At 43.8% G+C, this 22,988-nt stretch carries 18 protein-coding genes; 11 read left to right on the top strand and 7 right to left on the bottom strand.

What is annotated here, in order from left to right; genetic code table 11:
* Positions 1-20: 20 nt before the first annotated feature.
* Both pdxH and APA_RS17965 read right to left on the bottom strand, forming a co-directional pair.
* Positions 21-659, bottom strand: coding sequence for a pyridoxamine 5'-phosphate oxidase (gene pdxH / locus APA_RS17970; RefSeq protein WP_201323631.1), 639 nt, complete (start codon positions 657-659; stop codon positions 21-23).
* A 9-nt stretch (positions 660-668) separates the two neighbouring features.
* Entirely contained in the window at positions 669-1,094 is a 426-nt protein-coding gene (locus APA_RS17965; protein ID WP_201323630.1) for a cupin domain-containing protein, read from the bottom strand.
* Between the two features lie 153 nt (positions 1,095-1,247).
* On the opposite strand from APA_RS17965, the gene thrS reads away from it, so the two are divergent.
* Positions 1,248-3,083, top strand: coding sequence for a threonine--tRNA ligase (gene thrS / locus APA_RS17960; RefSeq protein WP_201323629.1), 1,836 nt, complete (start codon positions 1,248-1,250; stop codon positions 3,081-3,083).
* Between the two features lie 101 nt (positions 3,084-3,184).
* Here the strand turns inward: thrS and APA_RS17955 are convergent, their stop codons facing one another.
* On the bottom strand, positions 3,185-4,006 hold the full coding sequence (locus APA_RS17955) for a sulfurtransferase (RefSeq protein WP_201323628.1): 822 nt from the start codon (positions 4,004-4,006) through the stop codon (positions 3,185-3,187).
* Positions 4,007-4,059: 53 nt separating this feature from the next.
* Between APA_RS17955 and APA_RS17950 the strand changes: the two genes are divergently transcribed.
* Together APA_RS17950 and APA_RS17945 are read left to right on the top strand one after the other, a co-directional pair.
* A complete protein-coding gene (locus tag APA_RS17950) occupies positions 4,060-4,251 on the top strand; it encodes a hypothetical protein (RefSeq protein ID WP_201323627.1) in 192 nt (63 codons plus the stop codon).
* On the top strand, positions 4,238-4,630 hold the full coding sequence (locus tag APA_RS17945) for a hypothetical protein (protein WP_201323626.1): 393 nt from the start codon (positions 4,238-4,240) through the stop codon (positions 4,628-4,630). Before APA_RS17950 ends, APA_RS17945 begins: the two co-directional genes overlap by 14 nt.
* A gap of 24 nt (positions 4,631-4,654) precedes the next feature.
* Here the strand turns inward: APA_RS17945 and APA_RS17940 are convergent, their stop codons facing one another.
* Together APA_RS17940 and APA_RS17935 are read right to left on the bottom strand one after the other, a co-directional pair.
* Positions 4,655-5,299: a metallophosphoesterase gene (locus APA_RS17940; RefSeq protein ID WP_201323625.1), complete on the bottom strand. Its 645-nt coding sequence runs from the start codon at positions 5,297-5,299 to the stop codon at positions 4,655-4,657.
* Between the two features lie 56 nt (positions 5,300-5,355).
* The gene (locus tag APA_RS17935) at positions 5,356-6,282 is read right to left on the bottom strand and encodes an NAD(P)H-dependent glycerol-3-phosphate dehydrogenase (protein ID WP_201323624.1); all 927 of its coding nucleotides are present in this window, start codon (positions 6,280-6,282) and stop codon (positions 5,356-5,358) included.
* A gap of 229 nt (positions 6,283-6,511) precedes the next feature.
* Here APA_RS17935 and APA_RS17930 point away from each other — a divergent pair, with 229 nt between their 5' ends.
* A complete protein-coding gene (locus APA_RS17930) occupies positions 6,512-7,009 on the top strand; it encodes a bifunctional nuclease family protein (protein ID WP_201323623.1) in 498 nt (165 codons plus the stop codon).
* Positions 7,010-7,068: 59 nt separating this feature from the next.
* Here APA_RS17930 and APA_RS17925 read toward each other — a convergent pair whose 3' ends face one another.
* Together APA_RS17925 and APA_RS17920 are read right to left on the bottom strand one after the other, a co-directional pair.
* Entirely contained in the window at positions 7,069-8,151 is a 1,083-nt protein-coding gene (locus APA_RS17925) for a helix-turn-helix domain-containing protein (protein ID WP_201323622.1), read from the bottom strand.
* A 249-nt stretch (positions 8,152-8,400) separates the two neighbouring features.
* Positions 8,401-9,132, bottom strand: a complete 732-nt coding sequence (locus tag APA_RS17920; protein WP_201323621.1) for a pseudouridine synthase — start codon at positions 9,130-9,132, stop codon at positions 8,401-8,403.
* Between the two features lie 159 nt (positions 9,133-9,291).
* Here APA_RS17920 and APA_RS17915 point away from each other — a divergent pair, with 159 nt between their 5' ends.
* The 7 genes from APA_RS17915 to APA_RS17885 all read left to right on the top strand — a co-directional run bounded on the left by APA_RS17915 (position 9,292) and on the right by APA_RS17885 (position 22,932).
* Positions 9,292-12,375 (top strand): anti-phage-associated DUF499 domain-containing protein, encoded by a 3,084-nt coding sequence (locus APA_RS17915; protein ID WP_201323620.1) that lies wholly within the window; start codon positions 9,292-9,294, stop codon positions 12,373-12,375.
* Positions 12,372-13,013, top strand: coding sequence for an anti-phage-associated DUF3780 domain-containing protein (locus tag APA_RS17910; protein WP_201323619.1), 642 nt, complete (start codon positions 12,372-12,374; stop codon positions 13,011-13,013). Before APA_RS17915 ends, APA_RS17910 begins: the two co-directional genes overlap by 4 nt.
* A 43-nt stretch (positions 13,014-13,056) precedes the next feature.
* The gene (locus APA_RS17905; protein ID WP_201323618.1) at positions 13,057-13,665 is read left to right on the top strand and encodes a Uma2 family endonuclease; all 609 of its coding nucleotides are present in this window, start codon (positions 13,057-13,059) and stop codon (positions 13,663-13,665) included.
* Between the two features lie 96 nt (positions 13,666-13,761).
* A complete protein-coding gene (locus APA_RS17900) occupies positions 13,762-16,623 on the top strand; it encodes an anti-phage-associated DUF1156 domain-containing protein (protein ID WP_201323617.1) in 2,862 nt (953 codons plus the stop codon).
* Positions 16,624-16,673: 50 nt separating this feature from the next.
* Positions 16,674-18,341 (top strand): DUF262 domain-containing protein, encoded by a 1,668-nt coding sequence (locus APA_RS17895; protein WP_201323616.1) that lies wholly within the window; start codon positions 16,674-16,676, stop codon positions 18,339-18,341.
* Positions 18,342-18,367: 26 nt separating this feature from the next.
* Positions 18,368-21,082: a phospholipase D-like domain-containing anti-phage protein gene (locus APA_RS17890; RefSeq protein ID WP_201323615.1), complete on the top strand. Its 2,715-nt coding sequence runs from the start codon at positions 18,368-18,370 to the stop codon at positions 21,080-21,082.
* A 278-nt stretch (positions 21,083-21,360) separates the two neighbouring features.
* Positions 21,361-22,932, top strand: a complete 1,572-nt coding sequence (locus APA_RS17885; RefSeq protein WP_201323614.1) for a ferredoxin--nitrite reductase — start codon at positions 21,361-21,363, stop codon at positions 22,930-22,932.
* Positions 22,933-22,988: the final 56 nt, after the last annotated feature.

The following is a 22,988-nucleotide window of genomic DNA, read 5'->3' as shown; positions in this document are numbered from 1 at the left end:
GCAACTCTATTGGGTTTATATTAAGGTGCTAGCCTTTGAATCTGCCATGATTTGTCTTCTTGGTGAGTATATAGAAAGCGATCGTGTAAGCGGTTAGTACAGCCTTGCCAAAACTCAAAACTATCAGGAACGACCCGATAGCCACCCCAAAAGTCTGGTAGAGGGATCTCCCCATCCAAAAACTTGTTCTTCATCTGTTCAAATTGCATCAGCAGAAGTTGTTTTGAGGAAATTACTGAGCTTTGTTGAGAAGTCCACGCTCCTAACTGGCTACCCCTAGGGCGAGAGGTGAAATATTCTAATGATTCGGCAGTAGTTACTTTCTCAGCAGTTCCAGTTATGTGAACTTGCCTTTGAAGTGGCAACCAAGTAAACAGAATTGAAACCTTTGGATTTGCATTCATCTGAGTTGCTTTACGACTCTCATAATTTGTAAAGAAAACCAATCCATTGGCATCAAAATATTTCAGCAATACTGTCCGCATAAATGGCTGACCTTGTGAGGAAACTGTTGATAATGTCATGGCATTTGGCTCCAGCAACTCAGCATTACAAGCTTGCTGAAACCATTTCTCAAATTGCTTAAAGGGATCGTCATGAAGATCCTTGCGCCTAAGCTCTCCTTGTTTGTAATCTTCTCTTAGTGCATGAATATCCATTTTTTTTGACTACTCAATATTGGGATTATAAAGAACTACATTTTCTTGCTCGTTAGGATCGTTGCGTGAAACGATCTCATGGGCTGCCTCAGTATCGCTGAGATTATGTGGTTGATGAGGCACACCAGCAGGAATAAACAGAAAATCACCTGCTTCGTTGATTACTGACTGTTGTAAACCTTTGCCATAGCGAGTTTCTACCCTTCCTTTGACCAAATAAATCGCAGTTTCATAGTTACGGTGGAAATGTGGCTCCGCTGAGCCGCCTGCGGGAATGACCACCAAATTCATCGAGATACCCTTTGATCCCGCAGTAGATCCTGAAATACCGACAAAATAGGGCAGTTTTTGCAAGGTTGCGGTTTCACAATTAGGCCGTACAGTGATGATTTGGCTTGAGTCATCAAGAAATTGCTCGGAATCAGCATTAGTCATGGCAACTAGAATAAAGTTTTTTAATAACAGTACTTGCAGGAAAGCGATCGCTATACATCATTAATCATATCCTCAGCGAAAAAAGTTAAGATGGTAGACTCTAAGTACAGCTTTTGATAATTCTTGTAATAAATAAGGTCACGACATCAAGTTATGGATGCAGTTGCAGTAAAGCCCAGCGAAAGCAAACCTAGTGATATTAAACCTAGCGATATCCTGCGGCAAGCCGATGCCGAAAAACTAGCGCGGATTCGCCACACTTGCTCCCATGTGATGGCAATGGCAGTCCAAAAGTTATATCCCGATGCTAAGGTGACTATCGGCCCTGCAACTGAGAATGGCTTTTATTACGACTTCGATCGCGCTGAGCATTTTACGCCTAGCGATCTCAAGGCGATCGCGAAGGAAATGAAGCGGATCATCAAGTGGAATCAGCCTCTTGTTCGTCAGGAGTTGCCCCGCCCTGAGATGCTTGCAGAAATCGAAAAACTAAATGAGCCTTATAAAATTGAATTATTAGCTGCCATTCCTGAAGGGCAAAATATTAGCCGCTATTTTATTGGCGATCCTGAAAAGCTAGAAAAACAGCCTTGGTGGGACTTGTGTGCTGGCCCCCACTTAGATAGTACTGGCGATATTAATCCTGATGCTTTTGCCCTTGAAAGTATTGCAGGCGCATATTGGCGCGGCGACGAAAAAAATCCGATGCTTCAGCGTATTTATGGCACGGCTTGGGAAACCCCTGAGCAACTTCAGGCGTATTATCAAATGCTCGAAGAAGCTAAACGTCGCGATCACCGCACCATTGGTAAAGATTTACAACTATTCAGCATTCAAGAAGAAGCTGGTGGTGGTTTGGTTTTCTGGCATCCTCGCGGCGCGATTATCCGCAACACTATCGAAACCTTCTGGAAAGATACCCATGCTCAGAATGGCTATGAGGCGGTGACTACTCCACACATGGCAAATCTCGATCTGTGGAAAATTTCAGGACACAATGACTTCTATCGCGAAAGTATGTTTCAGCCGATGGAAGTAGAACATCAGGTTTATCAGCTTAAGCCGATGAACTGTCCGTTCCATGTGTTGATTTACAAGGATACGCTACATTCCTATAAGGAGTTCCCGATTCGATTTGCTGAACTAGGAACTGTCTATCGTTATGAGCGATCTGGAACCATGCATGGTTTGATGCGTGTGCGCGGCTTTACCCAAGATGATGCTCATATCTTCTGCACGGAGGCACAAATCGAGCAGGAAATTATCGGCGTTCTCAATCTTGCCGAATTGATTCTCTCGACCTTTGGCTTTGAGAACTATGAGATCAATCTCTCGACCCGTCCCGAAAAATATGTTGGTTCTGATGAGATTTGGGAAAAGTCCACTGAGGCGCTGAAACAGGCTCTTAACCATAAGGGCTGGAACTATGTTATTGACGAAGGTGGCGGCGCATTTTATGGGCCAAAGATCGATATCAAGATCGAAGATGCGATCGGTCGGCGTTGGCAATGTTCTACGATTCAGCTAGATTTCAATCTGCCCGATCGCTTCAAAATGGAATATGTTGGTGAAAATGGCGCTCGCCATCAACCAATCATGATTCACCGTGCGCTTTTTGGTTCAGTCGAGCGTTTCATCGGCGTACTGATTGAAAACTATGCGGGAGATTTTCCGCTGTGGTTAGCTCCTGTGCAAGCTAAGTTAATTGCAGTCTCCGACGGTCAAATGGCATATGCCGAAGAGGTCGCCATTAAAATGAAAGCCGCAGGTTTGCGCGTACAGCTAGATCATAGCGGCGATCGCATGGCGAAGCAAATCCGCAAGGCTGAAATGGAAAAAGTCCCTGTAATGGCAGTAATTGGCGCGAAAGAGGTAGAAGCTGGCACTCTAAGCATCCGCAGTCGCAAGCATGGCGAACTCGGTGCTATTTCGGTTGATGAGGCGATTAGTAAAATGCAAGCAGCAATAAGCGATCGCACTTGGTTGTAGCAACAACAAAAGTTGTGCAGCGCTCTGCATAACTAAGAAGCTCAATAGAACCTTTAAAAGTGCCGCAAAGCGGCACTTTTAAAGGTTCTATTGGTTTTAGTTCAGATCGAACCACTGTAGGAACACCAATCACTCCAGCTTCCTGCATAAAGCTTGCCAGTTTCAATATCTGCTAATTTTAGAGATAGTAAATTCACGCAAGCTGTTACGCCTGAACCACAATAAACGATCATTTCTTGAGCATTTTTCACCTCTTGCCAGCGATCGCCTTGATTAGCAATTACAAAACCTTGCTCATCAGTAACTTCCATCCAAGGATAATTAACTGCACCTTCGATATGTCCAGCGATGGGGTCGATAGGTTCACGTTCACCACGATAGCGATCGCCTTCTCGCGAATCGATTAAAACTACTTTTGGTAAATCTTTTCGTGCTTTAACCGTTTCAATGTCTACCACCAATTCAGTTTGAATGTTAGGGATAAACTTCCCAACTCTAACTGATGGAATAGTGGAACTAGTCTCATAATTCTGAGCTTGCCATCCAGCAAAGCCTCCATCTAGAACAGCTACTTGCACATGTCCCATGTAGCGCAATAGCCACCAAAGTCTTGCAGCAAAACCAAACCGCGAATCATCATAGGCAACTATCATAGTTTCGCCTGAAGTTACGCCTATTTGAGAAAGCTTTGAAGCTAACTGGTCAAAATCAGGTAGAGGATGTCTGCCGCCATGTTTTTGAACGGGACTAGACAAGTCGAGATTGAGATCGAGATAATAAGCACCCTCAATATGATTTTCTTGGTATTGCCTACGCCCAAGCTCTCGATCCATCAATGAAAACCGACAGTCTATAATAATCACTTGTGGATCATGGAGATGGGACTGAAGCCATGTAGCAGAAACAACTTGTTGAATATTCATGAAACGATTATAAAAAATATGGTTAAACTTAGAGATATTAAGCAACAAAAAATATGTCAAATGACAAAACCTCTAAGCATGGCGCAGAGAGTAAGAAAGATTGCGAAAAGATGGCACAAAAATACGGGTGGGATTTAAAGGCTAGTGAAAAGACTAACCGCAAAGACTTACCCTACGATTGTATTTTTGACGGTGACACTGAATTTCCTAAAACTTTTGGAGGTAATAAAGATGACGACAATTAAACCCAAACGTGTTGTTTATTTTGCAGACAATGATAATGACGGAGATTGCCGCAAAATTATGCCGTCGGGTAGTTTAACCGATATTTTGGAAGAAAATCTTGTTTATTCAAATAAGCCACTTCCCAAAACAGGCGATCGCTGGATAGAGCTTGTGCGTCTAGATGATTCTGAATGGACACATTCGCGTGAGTCTAACTGGATTGTTGATCGAGTTGAAGTTTATGAGCCAATGGATGAGCTTTCTAAATTTTCCTTGATTGCCTATTGCTATTGTAAGTACGCTCCCATCAAATCTGAGTTGTCAGCAATTGTTGATGGCGATCGCAATGGCACTTTTTATGATCAGTTAAAACCAAAACAAGAATTATTGCCTATTTAAAAAACAGTCCTGAGCATTTACACACTAATACAATCTAACGGGGTTGCCACTCCGCACTAATCTCTTCTCTTGAAAATCATAGAATTGTACAAGCCTAGTTCTGAAGTTAGCAATAGCTATACATGGCTCATGATAAGCGGACAGCGTCCCAGCATTGATAACAGTTAGATTCTTGAACTGTCGTACCATACGGCGATGGGTATGACCGTTTACCACAAACCTGTATTCTTGCTCGTCAATTAAGCTATGTAATTCATTTATAACTTCTAACGCATAACCATAATCATCTGGTGTCAAACGTTGCATATCATTCGCACCCAAACCATGACACAGAAGTAACCGCCCTGTAATAGTCTCAATTACTTTAGTATTAGGCAGCGACCGCATAAATGTGTGAGATGTATCACTAATATCAGACCACTGTGTGGCTTCCGATGAATTTCTAATGACACCCTCAACAAACCACCGATCATGATTGCCTCGAACTGTCACAACTTCTGCTTGGTCAAGTAGTTGACAGCAGCGATCAACATTACCCCAGCCATCAACTATATCGCCTACACATAAGATCATCTCTAAGTGAGCTTTTTGAAAGAAATGAAGCGCTATTTCAAGATGATCCGCTTCAGCATGAACATCCCCAATAATCGCGATCTCTTCAAAACACATATTCATTCCTCCAAAAGCGATTACAAAGAATTCTTAAACTTTGGCAAAGCGCCGAGTTAATTTTCTGGTTTAAGATCGCGTTCCATTAGTCCCTCAACTGCTTGTTGCAAATTGATTTCTCCTTTTAGCAACCGATAAACATAACGAGAGACAGGAACACTGATTTTTTCGCGATCGCTAATTTCCATTAGCACATTAGCCGTATTTACACCCTCAGCCGTACCCTGCACATTGGCGATCGCATCTTCGAGACTTTTACCATGTGCGATCGCATAGCCAACTTGATAATTGCGACTGAGATTACTATTGCAAGTTGCCAAGAGATCTCCCAAGCCCGATAAACCCCAAAATGTCTCAGGTTGCGCCCCAAAATAAACACCGACCCGAATAATTTCGATCAGCGATCGCGTAATCAGTGCCGATTTTGCATTTGTACCTAGATTTAATCCATCACAAGCACCAACAGCGATCGCAATTACATTTTTGAGCGTGCCACCCAATTCAACACCAATGGGATCGGAGTTTGTGTAGACCCTGAAGTTTCTGGATGCAAAAATATTTTGAATAAATTGCGCGGCGTTTTCATCGTTACTCGCTACCACTGTCGCCGCTGGTTGCCCTGCCATAATTTCTTTAGAGAGATTTGGCCCCGATAAAACCACAAGGTGATGATCGGGGAGCAGCGATCGCCAAATTTGTGATGGTGTTTGTCTAGTAATTGGCTCTAAGCCTTTAGTGGCACTAACTAAAACTGCATCGGGCAATAGCTTCGCTGTTTGCAATTGTTCCGCGATCGCCCGTACCCCTTTGATAGAGACTGCGGAGATGATCGCATCACTATTACTGACCATTTCTGCTAGGGATACTTGACTTTGACGTGACCAGATTTGCACATGATGTTGATTGGTTTGAACTAGATTTGCTAGCGCCGATCCCCATGCACCAGATCCAATGATCGTCACATTTTTTAAGTCTGATTTCATTTTTTAGGTAGTTGTTTGGATAGCAATTCTGTAAAATCCAAGCACTAGCAAAAACAAGACTAGAAGCCAGACTCCAGATCACGACGGTGATATAATAGCTTGCAAAAGCCTCTCAAGACCTAAAACCCTTGCTAGTTAGATATTGATCGTCTTTAACTATCAATATCACGTCAAGAGCTTTGATTGATGAGGGGTACTTTCGCTCATTTCTTGAGGAAGGCTAGCAACAATGATCGAAATGAATGTGGCTGGGATTGCTATCGATGCTGTAAGCCGTAATCCTATCGTCCTACTACGAGACACTTTAGACCGCAGAGCTTTGCCGATCTGGATCGGTGAAACTGAAGCTAAAGCTATCATTGGGGCTTTAGATGGTAGACCTCTAGAGCGACCAATGACCCACGATCTCATGCTTAATTTCTTGGATGCATGGGGGATAACTGTTGAGCGGATTGTCGTTCATGCACTCAAAAATAGTACTTTTTATGCCGTAATTACGGTTTCGCAGGGAGATATAAAAAAGGAAATAGATGCGCGTCCTAGTGATGCGATCGCGATCGCGGTGCGAGCCAAATGTCCGATCTGGGTGATGGAAGAGGTAATTCTTGAAGCTTCAATTCCTGTAGATCAGGATGCTGATGAAGCGGAAAGAAGAGCATTTCGAGAATTTTTAGCAAAACTAACTCCAGAGGAGTTAGTCAAGAAAAGTGGGCTTGAAAGCAATTAAAACGCACCAACATAAAAAAGCGCCCGCGTAGCGGGCGCTTTTTTATGTTGGTGCGTTACTTAGTTCGTAGCATTGCGAGAATTACTGTTAGACATCACTTCTGCGAGTCCACGTAACTGTGAATCGTTGCCTCTGGTATTGCTGGCTTGGTTAGTCCCAAATAGCCTTTCCGCGACTTCACCTTCTCTGCCAAGTACTTTAATCGGTTGATTGTTATAGCTAAGAGCCACCGACGAAGCATTACCTGCGCGAATGGAAATTTGGCGATCGCCTGACCAAGCTAACTTTTTACCCTCATTGAGTACGCCTTCAAACTCAGTCTGCCCATCAACAGTAATTCGCATCCAAGATTCACCTTGCATGACGATGCCCACGTTAACGGGCTTATTGCCAACAAATTCAAAATTACCATTGGCAAGTGTTGCACTATTTAGAGATGTATTGGTCGAGGCAAGACTGCTGCTTGTCCAACCCAAAAGCAGATTGTTTAGATTAGAGCTTGTTTGCCCCAGATCGGTTTGAGACTTCGGTTTATTCAGAATATCAGTGGGAAGAGCTTGATTTTTTACTTCTATCGGTGAAGTAGTCGCGGGGTTTGTCATTGCGACAGGTACTGATGAACCCGTCTGCCGCAAGACTGCTAGACCACCAATTTTAGGCAACAAAATTTCTGTAGGTTCGATCGCTTTGTTAGATTTTACAGAACTTATCTGAGCTGCATCACCAAAATTAGTTTGACTGTCATTAATTTTATTAGCATCTGGTGAGTTCAGGAATGTTGCTAACAGACTAACTGCCCCCGCAATTACGACAACATACAGTGCATATAAGTGTAAAGGTCGAAGTTCAGCAGCCGCACTACCTGCCCACTTTTGCTCAGGTAAAACAGGATTTAAAGGAAAATCTTCCGAAAGATCGCCAACTCCCAAGGCATCACCATACTTGCGGATAAATCCACGCACATAGACAGGTTCAGGTAATGACTCCATTTGACCATCTTCGATCGCACGCAAATAGCGCTCAGAAATTAATGTAGTTGCAGTTAGATGCGGAATTGATAATTCTTTATCTTCTCGAATTCGCTTAAATTGCGCTCCGATTTCTGCTAATTTCTCTGCTTGCTTCGAGGTTGTAATATTCACAATACTCACAGACATGTAGGAAGAGATGGGACTGATTGACTCAAGTTGGCGTTCAGTCGAACTTGGACAACCACAAGTTCTATTTTGATCGTCGTTGGCGATTTAAGTAATCTGATGTAATTATATTGCCTAACCTAAAGTAACATAACATTCTGCAAAGTTTTCACAGTGAATTACTCCATCACCCATTATACATCAACGGCTATATTGCTTACTGCATATTGAGCTGAGGCGCAATTCAAATTCTTTTCAGGTTGGACATAATGTTTTGATTTCTTGATCGATTAGCAGTCGATATGCACCGACCTTAAGAGTTTCAAGTGAAATAGACGCGATCGCATCGCGATGTAGTGCCAAAACGGGATGACCTAACTGTTCGGCAACTCGACGAATTTGGCGGTTACGACCTTCTGACAAAATTATCTGCAATTGAGTACGTGGAGTTTGGTATTTATTGCGTTCAATTTGCAAAATATTTACTGTCGCTGGAAGTGTAAGTTTTCCGTCAAGGTTAATTCCTTCTTGCCAATGTTTGATGATGCGATCGTTAGGTACATCTTTAACCCAGACTTCATAGGTCTTAGGGACGTGGTGACGTGGATGCATTAGATAATTGGCAAAATTACCATCGTTAGTCAAGATCAACGCCCCACTACTGTTATAGTCCAGCCGTCCTACGGGATAAACATGCTGATATTGCGATGGCAGAATGTCTAAAACTGTCTTTCTACCTTGAGGATCGTCACAGGTGCTAACTACACCTGTGGGCTTGTTAAGTAATAGATATACAAATTTTGGTGCATTGAGTTGAAGTAACTTGCCATCGACTTCAATGCGATCTCTTTCTGGATCGGCTTTTGCCCCTAGCTCCGTAATTGGCTTGCCATTTACAAAAACTCGCCCTGCCAAAATTATCTGCTCAGAACCTCTTCGTGAAGCAATCCCATGTCTAGATAGAATTTTTTGGAGGCGATCGAGCATAACAGTTATCAGTAAAGCTATCAGTTTAGATGATTAGTAGGTAGTCCTCGATTATATGGTTGATGATAGGAGGCGCTTCGCGCCTTCTATCAATATCTTGGTAAGTTAGGTATATTATCTGAACTGCCTAAATCAAAAATTCGGATATAGCAACGAAGTATGAAAACAGTTCGTGATGCTTGTCAGCCCCAATCTAATGCGCTGTCAATTACACTTAGCGATCAAATCGAGCAGCTTGATGAATTAATTCAGGCTGAGGGTGATGGCAGTGCTTTTTTTGAGAGGACTTTTATTACTCAGGGAATGCGCGATTTAATTGATGAGGGTTTAACTCGTTTAGCTGGCAAATCATCGCAGGCAATCTTTCATCTTAAACAGGCAATGGGAGGAGGAAAGACCCATTTGCTTGTCGGTTTTGGCTTGTTGGCAAGACATCAAGAATTGCGAAAAATATACTGTGCGGGGATGTCCTATACATCAGCATTTGAGAATGCTGATATTGCAGCCTTTAACGGTCGTAACAATCCTGTGCATTTTTTCTGGGGCGAGATTGCTAACCAACTTGGTAAAGGGGAACAATTTAGAGCTTTTTGGGCAAGTGGGGCAAAGGCTCCCGATGAGAGAGATTGGTTAAAGCTATTTGAGAGCGATCGCCCCATTCTGATTTTGCTAGATGAAATGCCGCCTTATTTCCATGACCTTGATACGCAAAAGGTGGGCAATGGAACAGTTGCCGATATAGCTACTCGTGCTTTTGCGAACTTGTTGACGGCGGCGGGAAAAAAGAAAAATGTCTGCGTGGTTGTTTCTGACCTAGCGGCAGCCTACGAACGCGGAACGAATTTGATTAATCGCGCTCTTAGTGATGCAAGATCTGAATTAGGTCGTCAGGAGCGTAGTATTACACCTGTCGATCTTGCGGCAAACGAGATCTATGACATTCTGCGAAAGCGGTTGTTTAAATCACTACCAGATCGAGCCGAAATTGCCGATATTGCTGAAGCCTTTGGGCGCAAGTTGGAAGAGGCGGCTAAATCTAAAACTGCTAATCGTGGAGCCGAAGCGATCGCTGATGAAATTGCGGCGACTTATCCATTTCATCCGCGCCTCAAAAATGTCATTGCCTTGTTTAAGGAAAACGACCAGTTTAAGCAAACTCGCGGCTTGATTGAGCTAGTGTCCCGCCTGTTGCGATCGGTTTGGGAGCGATCGCACAATGATGTTTTCTTGATTGGTCCACAGCATTTCGATCTGTCGATTCCAGAGGTACGGGACAAGCTGACAGAAATTTCGGGAATGCGCGATGTAATTGCTAAGGATCTCTGGGATGCTCAGAAATCGGCGCACGCGCAGGTAATTGATTTACAAACTGGTAAAGAATCAGCAACGCAGGTTGGCTCTTTGCTCTTAACCGCCAGCCTATCGACTGCCGTCAATGCAGTAAAGGGGTTAACCCGTGAAGAAATGGTCGAATGTCTGGTTTCACCTTTGCGTGAACCTTCCGACTTTTTGGCAGCATTTGAAGAACTGAAAAAGGTTGCTTGGTATGTGCATCACACACCAGAAGGTCGGCACTACTTCGATCGCCAAGAAAATCTCACCAAGTTACTGCAAAGTCTTGCCCATGATGCGCCGCCTAACAAAGTAGACGATCTAATTCGTAATCGTCTCAAGGAAATGTTTAAGGCGACTCGCAAGACTTGCTATGAAGATGTGTTGCCATTACCAAAACTGGAAGAAGTAGCAGATCGGGTGCGGCGCGGTCGGGTGTTACTAATTGTTAATCCCGACTCAAAAATTCCGCCAGAGGAAGTACAGAAGTTTTTTGAAGCGCTCAGTCAGAAAAATAATCTCTGTGTACTGACAGGTGATAAAACGGCGATGGGTAGTGTCGAGAAGGCTGCGCGGCAATTGTTTGCATCGCAACAGGCGGATGGACGGATTCCCAAGGGACACCCACAGCGTGAAGATCTAGAGCGCAAGCAGCAAAGCTACGAGCAGGACTTTAACTCGACAATTCTGAATCTTTTTGACAAGGTGTTGTTTCCGATTCAGCGATCGGGCAAATCGGCGCAATTAGCGGTTAAGCCATTGGACATGACTCGTGATGCGACTAAATCTTTTAATGGTGAAGAGCAGATCGAAAAAACTTTGGTTTCTAATCCAATGAAATTGTTTCTGGATGTGGAAGCAGATTTTGATGCAATTCGGGACAAGGCTCAGGATTTGCTATGGCTTGACAATCAGGATGAGGCAAGGTGGGCAGATGTGCAAGATCGCTATGCTGAGCAAGCAGGAATGTCGTGGTTGCCGCCCAAGGGTTTAGATAATCTTAAGGCGATCGCCTGTAATCGTGGACTATGGGAAGACCTTGGCAATGGCTACATTACTAAAAAGCCCAAGAAGAAAACCACATCAGTACAGGTAATTGCGGAAACCGATCCCAACGATCAAGGCTTAGTCAGACTGCGAATTAATCCTCAGAATGCAGGACCAGCACCACGTATTTATTATGCGGAAGATGGTGTCGTTACGGAGTCAAGTCCTCAGTTAACCGATCAGTTAATTTCCACAAATGCTTTGCGGGTGAGCTTTCTGGTACAAGACCCATCAGGGCAGTACGACACAGGCACACCGATCTCATGGACAAATAAATTAGTTTTGCGAAATGAGTTAATTGAGCATGATGGTCAGCGCTATGTAGAGCTGTTTGTTGCGCCTCGTGGTGAGATTCGCTATACCCTCGATGGCAGTGAGCCAAGGGAGGGAAACGCATACAATGGGGCGATCGCGATCGGTGATGGCGATGTGTTGATGCGAGTGTTTGCAGAGGCAGATACGTTAGAGAAAAAGGCAGATTTTCGGTTTCCTGCTAAGGGTGATCGCGGTGTAAAGGTCGATCCTGTCAAACCTAGCCGCCTCATTTCTCGAACTGGACGTAAGCTGGACTCTCGTGCCAAAACCTTTGAGGGACTAAAGCAAGCTAAAGAAAAGTCTGTCACTTTTGAAGGAGTAGCAATCGCCGTTGGTCAAGGTAGCCAGATGATCGGCGTTAATGTTGGAGAAATTGCCGTAGATGCTGATTTTATTGAGTCCTTACTTAATAAAATTTTGGAAAAATTCCCTCCCGATACTCTTGTCACTATGACCTTTCGCAAGGGAAACTTTTCTTCAGGGCATGACCTCACCGATTTTGCTAGTAAGCTAGGCATTCAGTTACAGGTAAGTGATGTGGAGCAATGAGCGAAAAGCTTGATAAAAAACTCGACAAAAAAGCAGAGCCAAAACTAGAAACTATTGATTTTGGTGCATCCACAAATTTTGGGGTGCATCTGTTTCAAGTTGAGATTCCTGCTTCGCGTTTAGGCACAGTCACAATTACTGAGGACTATGGCTATCGAGGCTTAGAAGGTGGCAATCCTAGCTGTGAAGATCGGGTGATTTTGCAACGGGCAGTTTGGTCAGCGATCGCCGATACAGCCCGTCGTGAATTTAACGATCGCCTCAAGACTGCCAAGTTATTAACGGGACGTTGGCATACAGGTATAAATCTGGTAGATCGGCTCTTGGGTAAGGAGTTATGTGTCCTTGCTTGGGCAGCCGAGACAGCCAATGAAGACCAGATTCCTGTGATTTGCAGTAAATGGGCGGCTTTGCGTCCCGAAGAAAGATGGTGGTTATTTACGATGACGGTGGCGGAGTCGGGCTTATCGGAAGATACGCAGCGCGGTTGGCGACGCGCTTTATTTTATGCATTATCTGATGGTGAGAAGGTAACTAGTGGCGATCGCAAACGTCGCCGTCCTGTCGAGACAGATTTATTTAGTCTGCCTTTATTTATGGATAAGGAAGAATCTCATAGTGAAACCGCTAAACTGTAAAAATGTTCTAAGCTAATTTCTGGCGAATAGGAGTAACAAGGTCATGACTGCACAACTATTAGTACCCAGCTTATCGCCTAATCAGGAATTGCCAAATCCAGATAAGCCCCATGTAGTGCAATTTACGGTTGAACAGTTTCAACTGATGACAGAAAAGGGCGTATTTGCAGATAGCGATCGCTATGAGTTAATTAACGGAGAGATTACTACGATGTCGCCAATTGGCAGAAAACACGCGGTGTGCGTGGGTCGGTTAACTAACAAATTAGCACTCAAGTTAGGGACTAGGATAATTGTTTGGGTGCAAAATCCTATCGATCTAGCCAATAAATCACAACCACAGCCAGATATTGCGGTTTTGAAATATCGTGATGATTTTTATGAAGATGCTTTGCCAACCCCTGCGGATATTTTGCTAATTGCTGAAGTTGCCGATAGCTCCCTTGAGTACGATCGCGATGTCAAGGCAAATCTCTATGCTGTCGCAGGGATTCCTCAGATGTGGCTATTTGATGTAAATACCAAAACTATTACAGGCTTTTCGCAGCCATCAGAATTTGGCTATAAGCAAATCTATCGCTACACTCAGGGCGATCGCCTCTCCATACTCGCCTTTGATGATGTGGTGTTTGAGTGGCAAGACTTATTTTAAATAAGATTTATTCATTTCACGCATACATTTCACACATATATCGCTTGGCTCTCTAGAGGTTATTATCTAGATACTATCTTAATTACTTAACTGCCCATGTCTGATGTTGTCCCGTTTTCGCTAAAAGATACGCCTGCGCTGATTGAGAGGTTGTTACCTGTGCAGAAGCTGTCGGCGGAGGCGTATAAGGAGCAAGAGGCAAGACAGAGTAAGACCTTGACGGCTTTGGGGAGTTATTGGAAAGGTCGTAAGCCTTTGATTTTGAATAAGGCTTGTATTTTGGGATGTTTGTTGCCTGCGACGGCTGACAGTAAGCGGGATTTAGAGATTTTTGAGATGTTGATGGCGATGGATTCAGAATCGCTAAAAAAGAGATTAGAAAATAAAAATGATAAATTAACTCGCTTTATTCTCAATGAAGAACGGACAGTTGGCTATCATGCTCCTTATCTGGAATGGGTAAAGGCTGCATCTCGTCCAGAGGAATGTGATGATGCTTTGTTTAGTCATATTTGGGATCAGGTAAACGCGCATTTGGGAACTAGGGCGAGTTCTTTTCCTGAGTTGGTGGAGCAGTTGGGAATCATGCGGTTTGGGCATCGTCCGAGGTTGGCGGATACTTTTTGCGGTTCGGGTCAGATTCCGTTTGAGGCGGCGCGGTTGGGTTGTGATGTCTATGCTTCGGATCTGAATCCTGTGGCTTGTATGCTGACTTGGGGGGCGTTTAATATTGTCGGTGGTTCGGCAGAAAGTCGAGAAAAGTTAGCTGTTGATCAAAAAGAATTAGTGGCGAAGGTACAGGCAGAGATCGATCGCTTGGGTGTGGAGACGGATGGGAATGGATGGCGAGCGAAGGTGTTTCTCTATTGTGTGGAGGTGCGTTGTCCGCAGTCGGGTTGGATGGTTCCTTTGATTCCAAGTTTGGTGATTAGTACAAGTCGCAAAGTGATAGCTAGATTAATTCCTGACCCTGAAAACAAACGTTACGATATAGAGATTTTGACCGTTAAAACTGATGCAGAATTTATTGAAGCAAAAAGTGGAACTGTTAGAACGGATGGGAAAGGCAAAGATCCTTATCTAGTACATTCTGTCGATGGAGTGGAATATAAAACTAAGATTTCTACTTTACGCGGTGATTATCGCACTGATGATAAAACTAACGCTAATCGTTTGAGAATGTGGGAAAAGCTAGATTTTAAGCCTAGACCTGATGACATTTTTCAAGAGCGTTTGTATTGTATTCAGTGGATACGAAAGAAGCTAAATAGTAAAGGTGATGAGTATGAATTTCGTTCTATTACTGAGGATGATTTAAGGAGAGAGCATATAGTTGAGGACTTTATTGCAATAAATATTGCAGATTGGCAAGATAAAGGGTGGATTCCAGACATGAAAATTGAAGCTGGAGATAAAACTGATGAGCCAATCCGAACAAGAGGTTGGACGCACTGGCATCATTTGTTTAATCCAAGACAGTTATTAATAGCAGGTTTTGTGAATCATTTCAGCAATGCTAATTTAAAGCATTCTTTTACTCAAATTTTAAACTTAAATTCTAGATTAAGTCGATTTGATAATAGTGAAGGTGGTGCTGCTGCAACAAAAGGAACTTTTGATAATCAAGCACTCAACACTCTACTTAATTATGGATGTCGCGCAACCCTATTTTTAATTCCCGCACTTACTCAAAAATACTCAGCTTCTTCTCTCTGCGAAAATAGAGTATATGTGATCAGTAATAATCCAGCTTCACAATCAACAAATCAATGTGATATTTACGTTACTGATCCTCCCTATGGTGATGCAGTCAAATACGAAGAAATACTTGAATTTTTTATCGCTTGGTTACGCAAAAATCCACCACCCGAATTTGCCGAATGGGTTTGGGATAGTCGCCGATCGCTTGCCATCAAAGGCGAAGACGAAAACTTTCGGCGTAACATGGTCGCCGCCTACAAGCGCATGACCAAATGTATGCCCGACAACGGACTGCAAACGATCATGTTTACCCACCAATCAGGCACAATCTGGGCAGACATGGCAAACATCGTCTGGGCTTCAGGCTTGCAAGTCACCGCCGCATGGTACGTCGTCACCGAAACCGATAGCGCCCTCCGTGAAGGCAGCCACGTCAAAGGCACGATCTTACTCATCTGTCGCAAACGCCTCGGACAACACAAAACCACCCGCGACGACCTCGCATGGGAAATCCAAGAAGAAGTCGAAGCGCAAGTAAACGAACTCACAGGACTCAACCAACTTGCCAAAGGCGATCGGCGAGATGAGAACGTCTTTGAAGATGCCGACATCCAAATGGCAGGCTACGCCGCTTCCCTGCGCGTCCTCACCCGTTACGCCATCATCGACGGGCGCGACATGACCGCCGAAGCCATCCGCCCCAGAATCAAAGGCGAAATTACTTTTGTCGATGGATTGATCAACTTTGCCGTCGATACCGCCAATCAAGCCCTTGTCCCCCAAGGTATTCCTAAAACCCATTGGGACAAACTATCAGGCGGTGAAAGATTTTATCTAAAAATGCTCGAAATGGAAGCACGGGGTTTCAAAACTCTGGATAATTATCAAAACTTCGCCAAAGCCTTTAAAGTCAAAGCTTTCCAAATTTTCATGGCAGACCAAAAGGCAAACAAAGCAAGGCTAAAAAGTGCTATCGAATTCGGTCGCGCTGAAATGGGTGAAGGCTCAGAGCTATATCAATCCGTTCTCCGCGCCGTCCTCTATGGCATCATGGAACTCGCCAAAAACCTAGACAGCGATGAAGTCCTCGCCCACCTGCGGCTAAACATCCCCAACTATTACGGCGATGAAACCCAAAGAGAGTTGGCTGTCGAGCTTGCCGATTATCTCTCCAAGCAATTAGTCACAATTCGTCCCGAAGAACATAGCGCCGCAAGGGTATTATGCGAGATGATTAAAAATCAGCGACTCGGATAAACAACAACTTTTCATTACAAAAAAATACAAAAAAAATACACAGAGCATATATGGAAGCCTCACCAACTAAAGTCATTCAATATTTCGACGGTCAAAAACAAAATCTTATTCCCCTATTTCAACGCCGCTACACTTGGGAACTGGATAATTGGAAATCGCTATGGGATGACTTAATGGTGCAGTATGAATTAGGGGAGTCTGGAACACACTTCATGGGTGCGATCGTCTCTGTTCCAGCTCTCGCCGTACCTGTAGGAGTCAGCAAATTTCTGATTATTGATGGGCAACAGCGTCTCACAACCGTATCCCTGATTCTTTGTGCCTTGCGTGACTGTTTAGACGATCCCTCTGCTGCCCTTATTCAAGGAGTTTATCTAACCAATCCCTTTCGTGAGTTAGAAGACACCTTAAAATTTGTGCCAACACAGGGAGATCGAGAGGTTTATCGAGAGATTGCCCTCGATCGGCAAATTCCATCTAAAGACAGTTTAATGGGGAAAGCTTATCATTTTTTCAAAGATCGAATTCTCAATGGTCTTGATTCCAATGATGAGCCTGTATTACCTGCCAAGGTGCTAACCACATTACAACAGTGCCTTCAAGTTGTCATGATCAATCTAGGCAACGACGATGACCCCTACTTGATTTTTGAAAGTCTTAATTTCAAGGGTGAGCCACTCACTCAAGCCGATTTAGTAAGAAATTATGTGCTAATGAGATTCCGTCACTCGATTGGGTCTGGTGGCGAGCAAAAAAGGATTTATGAAGACTACTGGGAAAAGATAGAAAAATCGCTCGGTGATAACCTCACAGAGTTCCTGCGTCACTACACTATGAAAGATGGCGACGATATTAAGCAGGGTGGGATTTATGCAGCAATCAAGAAAAAGCTGAAAAGTATAGATACACCTGAAGCAGTAGAAGCAGAAGTGCACTCTATAAAAAGGTTTAGTGAGTTTTATGCTGCAATTTTATGCCCTCAACAAGAACCAAACAAGGCAGTGCAGGATCGTTTAAACAACATTCAAAGTCTCAAGGTAACAACCTCTTATCCACTCTTACTCCGTTTCTTTGATGACCGCAAAAACAACAAACTCAGCGATATTGATTTAGAAAAGTGTCTAGGATTAATTGAGTCTTATATCGTGCGCCGTACAGTTTGTGGAGTACCCACTAATACCTTAAACAAGCTATTTATTCAGTGGGCTAAAAACTTCCCAAGTGCATCCCATGTTCAATGGTTACATGATGTTATGTCATCAGGTAGTGGCGGTCGTCGTTTCCCAAGAGATGTAGAATTTACGGAAGCTTTCCTAAAACAACCCCAGTATGGTCGTAGCACAACTCGTTTCATTCTATGCAGACTAGAAAAATCGTTTAATAACAAAGAAATGATCGATCTTACAAATGCAGGAGTCACAATCGAGCATGTTCTACCTCAAAAACTCAGCCCAGAGTGGCAACAAGAACTAGGAGCAGAGGCAGAAGAAATTCATGCCGCTTTGTTGCATACGTTTGGTAATTTGACTCTTACTGCCTACAACTCAGAGTTATCAAATCTCCCATTTACCGATAAAAAAGATGAACTTAAAAGATCTCATATCGATCTAAATCAATGGGTTCTTGAGCAAGCAAATTGGCGTGCAGCCGAAATTGAAGAGAGAGCTAAATCCTTACTAATCAGAGCCTTAAAAATCTGGTCTGCCTCACTAAGCTAAGGCTTTAAAACATAGGATTTAGCCGTATGAATACAATCAACCGCTTTTCTTCCCGTCAACAACGCCTTGACCACGCCTTCCTACGCGATCGCCTAAAAAATGCCAAATCCTACAAACGCATCGCAGGTTATTTCCGCAGCTCCATCTTTGAATTAGTCGGTGAAGAAATTGCCAATATTCCGACAGTTCAAATTATTTGCAACAGCGAATTAGACGTTAATGATATTGCCATCTCTAAAATCGTGAGGGAATCTGCTCTCAAAGAAAAATGGAACCAAGTTCCCTGCGAAGTTGAGGCACTACTACACCGCGATCGCTACCGTTATCTCTATGAATTACTTACCAGTGGCAAAGTCGAAATCCGCGTTGTCCCTAAAGATCGCGTCTTTATTCATGGCAAAGCAGGGGTAATCGAATCAGATAATGGCACAAAAACCAGCTTCCTTGGCTCGATCAACGAAACCAAAAGTGCCTTTACAAACAACTACGAAATCCTCTGGGAAGATACTTCAGCCGAAGGCGTAGCATGGGTTGAGGATGAATTTACCGCACTCTGGACAGATGCCTATCCCTTACCTGATGCGATTATCGAAGAAATTAAACGGATAGGCGATCGCGTTGAGATTAAATTTCCCGAAGTCACCACTACAGAACTACCCGCCGCCGCCCTTGCCGAAAGCCCGATCTATCGCGGCGGGGAACAATTACAACCTTGGCAGCGATCGTTTGTCACGCTATTCCTGCAACACCGTGAAACCTATGGCAAAGCGCGATTACTCTTAGCCGATGAAGTGGGCGTAGGCAAAACCCTTTCTCTCGCTGCAAGTGCGATGATTTCCGCGTTACTAGATGACGGGGCTGTGCTAATTCTCTGTCCCTCTACCCTGACTCTGCAATGGCAAGTCGAACTAGAAGACAAACTAGGCATCCCCAGCGCTGTCTGGCTATCTTCAAAAAAGACTTGGATTGATGCCAAAGGACATATCATCAAAACCCGTGGGGCGGAAGATGTCATCAACTGCCCGTTTCGCATTGCGATTATCTCCACAGGACTAATTTCCCAAGATTCTGAAGAATGCAAATATTTACTCAAACGCAAATATGGAACTGTGGTTCTCGATGAAGCTCACAAGGCAAGACGACGAGGGGGCTTAGGTAAAAACAAGGGCGAACCGAATAATTTACTTGCTTTCATGTTGAATATCGCCGATCGCACCCGTAATTTGCTGCTCGGTACTGCCACACCGATCCAAACCGAAGTTAGTGAGCTATGGGATTTGTTACATATTCTCAATCGGGGAGCCGAGTTTGTTTTGGGAAGATTTAGTAATTGGAGTGAATGCGATCGCACTCTGCCCATAGTCAAAGGCGAGCAGGGCATGGAAACAGAAGCACAGGCTTGGGAATGGCTACGCAATCCTTTACCGCCTGCCGCAGAAGATAGCCTATTTGCTAATCTCAGACTGTCATTAGATGTGCCAGATCAAAGATTTATCAGTGACAAGGGATTTGGTTCGTTAGAATTTCTAGACCAACAGGCGATCGCCCCCGTCCTCGATCCAAATTTTTTCAAAGAACATAACCCAATCTTGCGCCATACCGTTTTGCGCCGCCGTCAAACTCTCGAAGAAGCTGGCTTACTAGAAAAAGTCGGTGTGGATATTCATCCAAATCCTAAGGCTGCAAGTAATGAATATCAAGGTATCGTTTTTATCAATCAGGGCTTAATTACCAATCCTCCCTTTGATCGAGCCTATGAAGCCGCCGAAGACTTTACCCGCGCTTTACAGAAACGCACCAAGTCAGCAGGTTTCATGAAAACTATGCTCTTACAAAGAATTTGTTCCAGCTTTGCTTCTGGTCGCATCACCGCCGAAAAAATGTTGCGCCGCGAAATTCTCGAAGATGAAGACCAAACTCGCCTATTAGAAGAAACAATTAACAATTTGACCTATGAAGAAGAAACTCACCTCAAAACTATCGTTACCGAACTATCACGAACAGAGGCGCGAGATCCTAAATTAGCAGCAGTGCAGTACTTTCTCACCCAACATATTACCGATGGCAAAACATGGCTAGAGCATGGCTGCATCGTCTTTAGTCAGTATTACGACACCACCTTTGCGATCGCCTCAGAACTAGCAAAGCTCCTACCTAATGAAGCGATCGGTGTCTATGCAGGTGCAGGTAAAAGTGGACTATTCAAAGATCGTGACTTTAGTTCTGTGGAACGCAACGAAATTAAAACGGCGGTTAAAGAGCGAAAAATCAGACTAGTAATCGCTACCGATGCCGCTTGTGAAGGTCTAAACCTGCAAACCCTCGGTACTCTAATCAACGTCGATCTTCCTTGGAATCCTTCACGCCTAGAACAACGTTTAGGACGCATCAAACGCTTTGGTCAAGCAAGACGCACCGTTGATATGCTCAATCTTGTCTATCACGATACTCAAGATGAAAAAATCTACCAAGTCCTATCACGCCGTATGCAAGACCGCTACGATATTTTTGGCGGACTACCAGATACGATCGAAGACGACTGGATCGACAGCAAAGAAAAATTAGAACAAATGATGGATGAGTATATCCATCTCCGCCATCAAGCCCGTGATGTCTTCGAGATTCGCTACCAACAAACCATAGATCCTAATAAAGATCGCTGGGAACTCTGTGCCAGAGTCCTATCACGCCGAGATGTAATTGACCGACTATCTTTACCTTGGGGAACTATTCAAAAATAGGGTTCAATCAAGTAAAAAAAAGAGCATAAGTCCCTTGACCACCATTTAGAAAAATGAGGATGCAAGTTTTCATGCAATAAATGCATTAAGGTTTTGCAATTATTAAATAAAGTTTAAAAATATGTAGTTTCTTATACGAATCGGGATCGAAACGTTAAGTAGTGTAAACACAGAATAAAAAGTTTCAATAGCGCTTGAGAGTTTGAAATTTTGAGATTTTGCTTAAGTAGCGATCGCCAAAATCATAAAGTCTCAACCCTTAGCCAAGGATAAGTAATATGGCAAATAAAATAGAAGACCTAAAATCTGCAAAAGATGGTCTTGCTGTAAAAGCCGAAATCGCCCGCTTCGCCGAAATTGGCTGGGAAGCGATCGATAACGACGATTTGCAACATCGCTTGAAGTGGTTGGGCGTATTCTTTCGCAAAAGTACCCCTGGTCGGTTTATGGTGCGGATGCGAATCCCCAATGGCTTATTGAGTAGTGACCAGATGCGAGTTCTTGCTTCTGTGGTTAAAAAGTGTGGTGAGCATGGTGTTGCAGATATCACCACCCGACAAAATATTCAAATGCGCGGCATTCTCATTGAGGATGTCCCTGAAATGTTCGAGAAGTTTAGATCGGTGGGACTGACAAGCGTGCAGTCAGCGATGGACAACATCCGTAATATTACAGGTTCACCTGTAGCTGGTATTGATGCTAATGAGCTTTACGATACTCGTGAGCTAGCCATTCAAGTGCAAAACCTGCTTACAAGTAATGGTGAAGGCAACTCAGATTTTACTAATTTACCTCGCAAGTTTAATATCGCGATCGCGGGTTGTCGAGATAACTCAACCCATGCCGAGATAAACGATTTAGCTTTTGTGCCAGCTTTTAACGAAGATAACAAAGAAATATTTGGGTTTAACGTATTAGTCGGTGGATTTTTCTCAGCTAAGCGTATTGCTGCTGCAATTCCTTTAAATGTATGGGTTCCACCTGAAGACGTTGTTGCACTCTGTGAAGCATTACTCATCGTTTTCCGAGACAACGGACTGCGTGAAAATCGCGCTAAAGCTCGTTTGATGTTTTTGATTGATGAGTGGGGAATCGAAAAATTCCGTGCTGAAGTGGAAAAACAAATGGGTAAACCACTTGCCACAGCAGCTCTCAAAGATGAGATCGAATGGGAAAAGCGCGATCACATCGGGGTTCACAAACAAAAGCAAGCAGGAATGAACTACGTCGGGCTGCAAATTCCTGTCGGACGGATGTATGCCGACGATATGTATGAATTTGCGCGGGTTGCTGACACTTACGGCAACGGCGATATGCGCCTTACAGTTGAGCAAAATCTGCTCATTACTAATGTGAGCGATGAGCAAGTGTCAGCGCTTCTGCAAGATCCCCTTCTTCAGAAGTTTCCTGCTGATCCTGACAACCTTATGCGCGGGCTGGTTTCCTGCACTGGCAACCAGTTCTGTCCTGTAGCGATCGTGGAAACTAAAAATCGCTCCCTTGCACTTACCAAACAACTTTCCGAAGACTATGTTCTTCCTAAAGTTGTGCGGATTCATTGGAGTGGTTGCCCTAATTCCTGCGCTCAGCCTCAAGTTGCCGATATTGGCTTTACGGGATGCAAAGCTCGTAAAGATGGCAAAGTTGTCGATGGCGTGGACATATACATGGGCGGCACAGTGGGTAAAGATGCCCATCTTGGAACCTGTGTAATGGAAAAAGTCCCTTGCGAGGACTTGCGCGATGTGGTCGGCAAGCTCCTAGTCGAACGCTTTGGGGCTATTCCTAAAGAGAACTCTGCAAACGAGGCGATCGCAACACCATCGGCAGAACTTATTTCTGTCAGTTAACCAATTACAAATTCAATCTAATTCAATCTAATTCAATCTAATTCAATTTATATTAA

Source organism: Pseudanabaena sp. lw0831, assembly GCF_016584665.1.
Taxonomy (GTDB): Bacteria; Cyanobacteriota; Cyanobacteriia; order Pseudanabaenales; family Pseudanabaenaceae; genus Pseudanabaena.
Note: the sequence above shows the minus strand (reverse complement) of the source record. Positions and strands in the feature narration are given on the sequence as shown.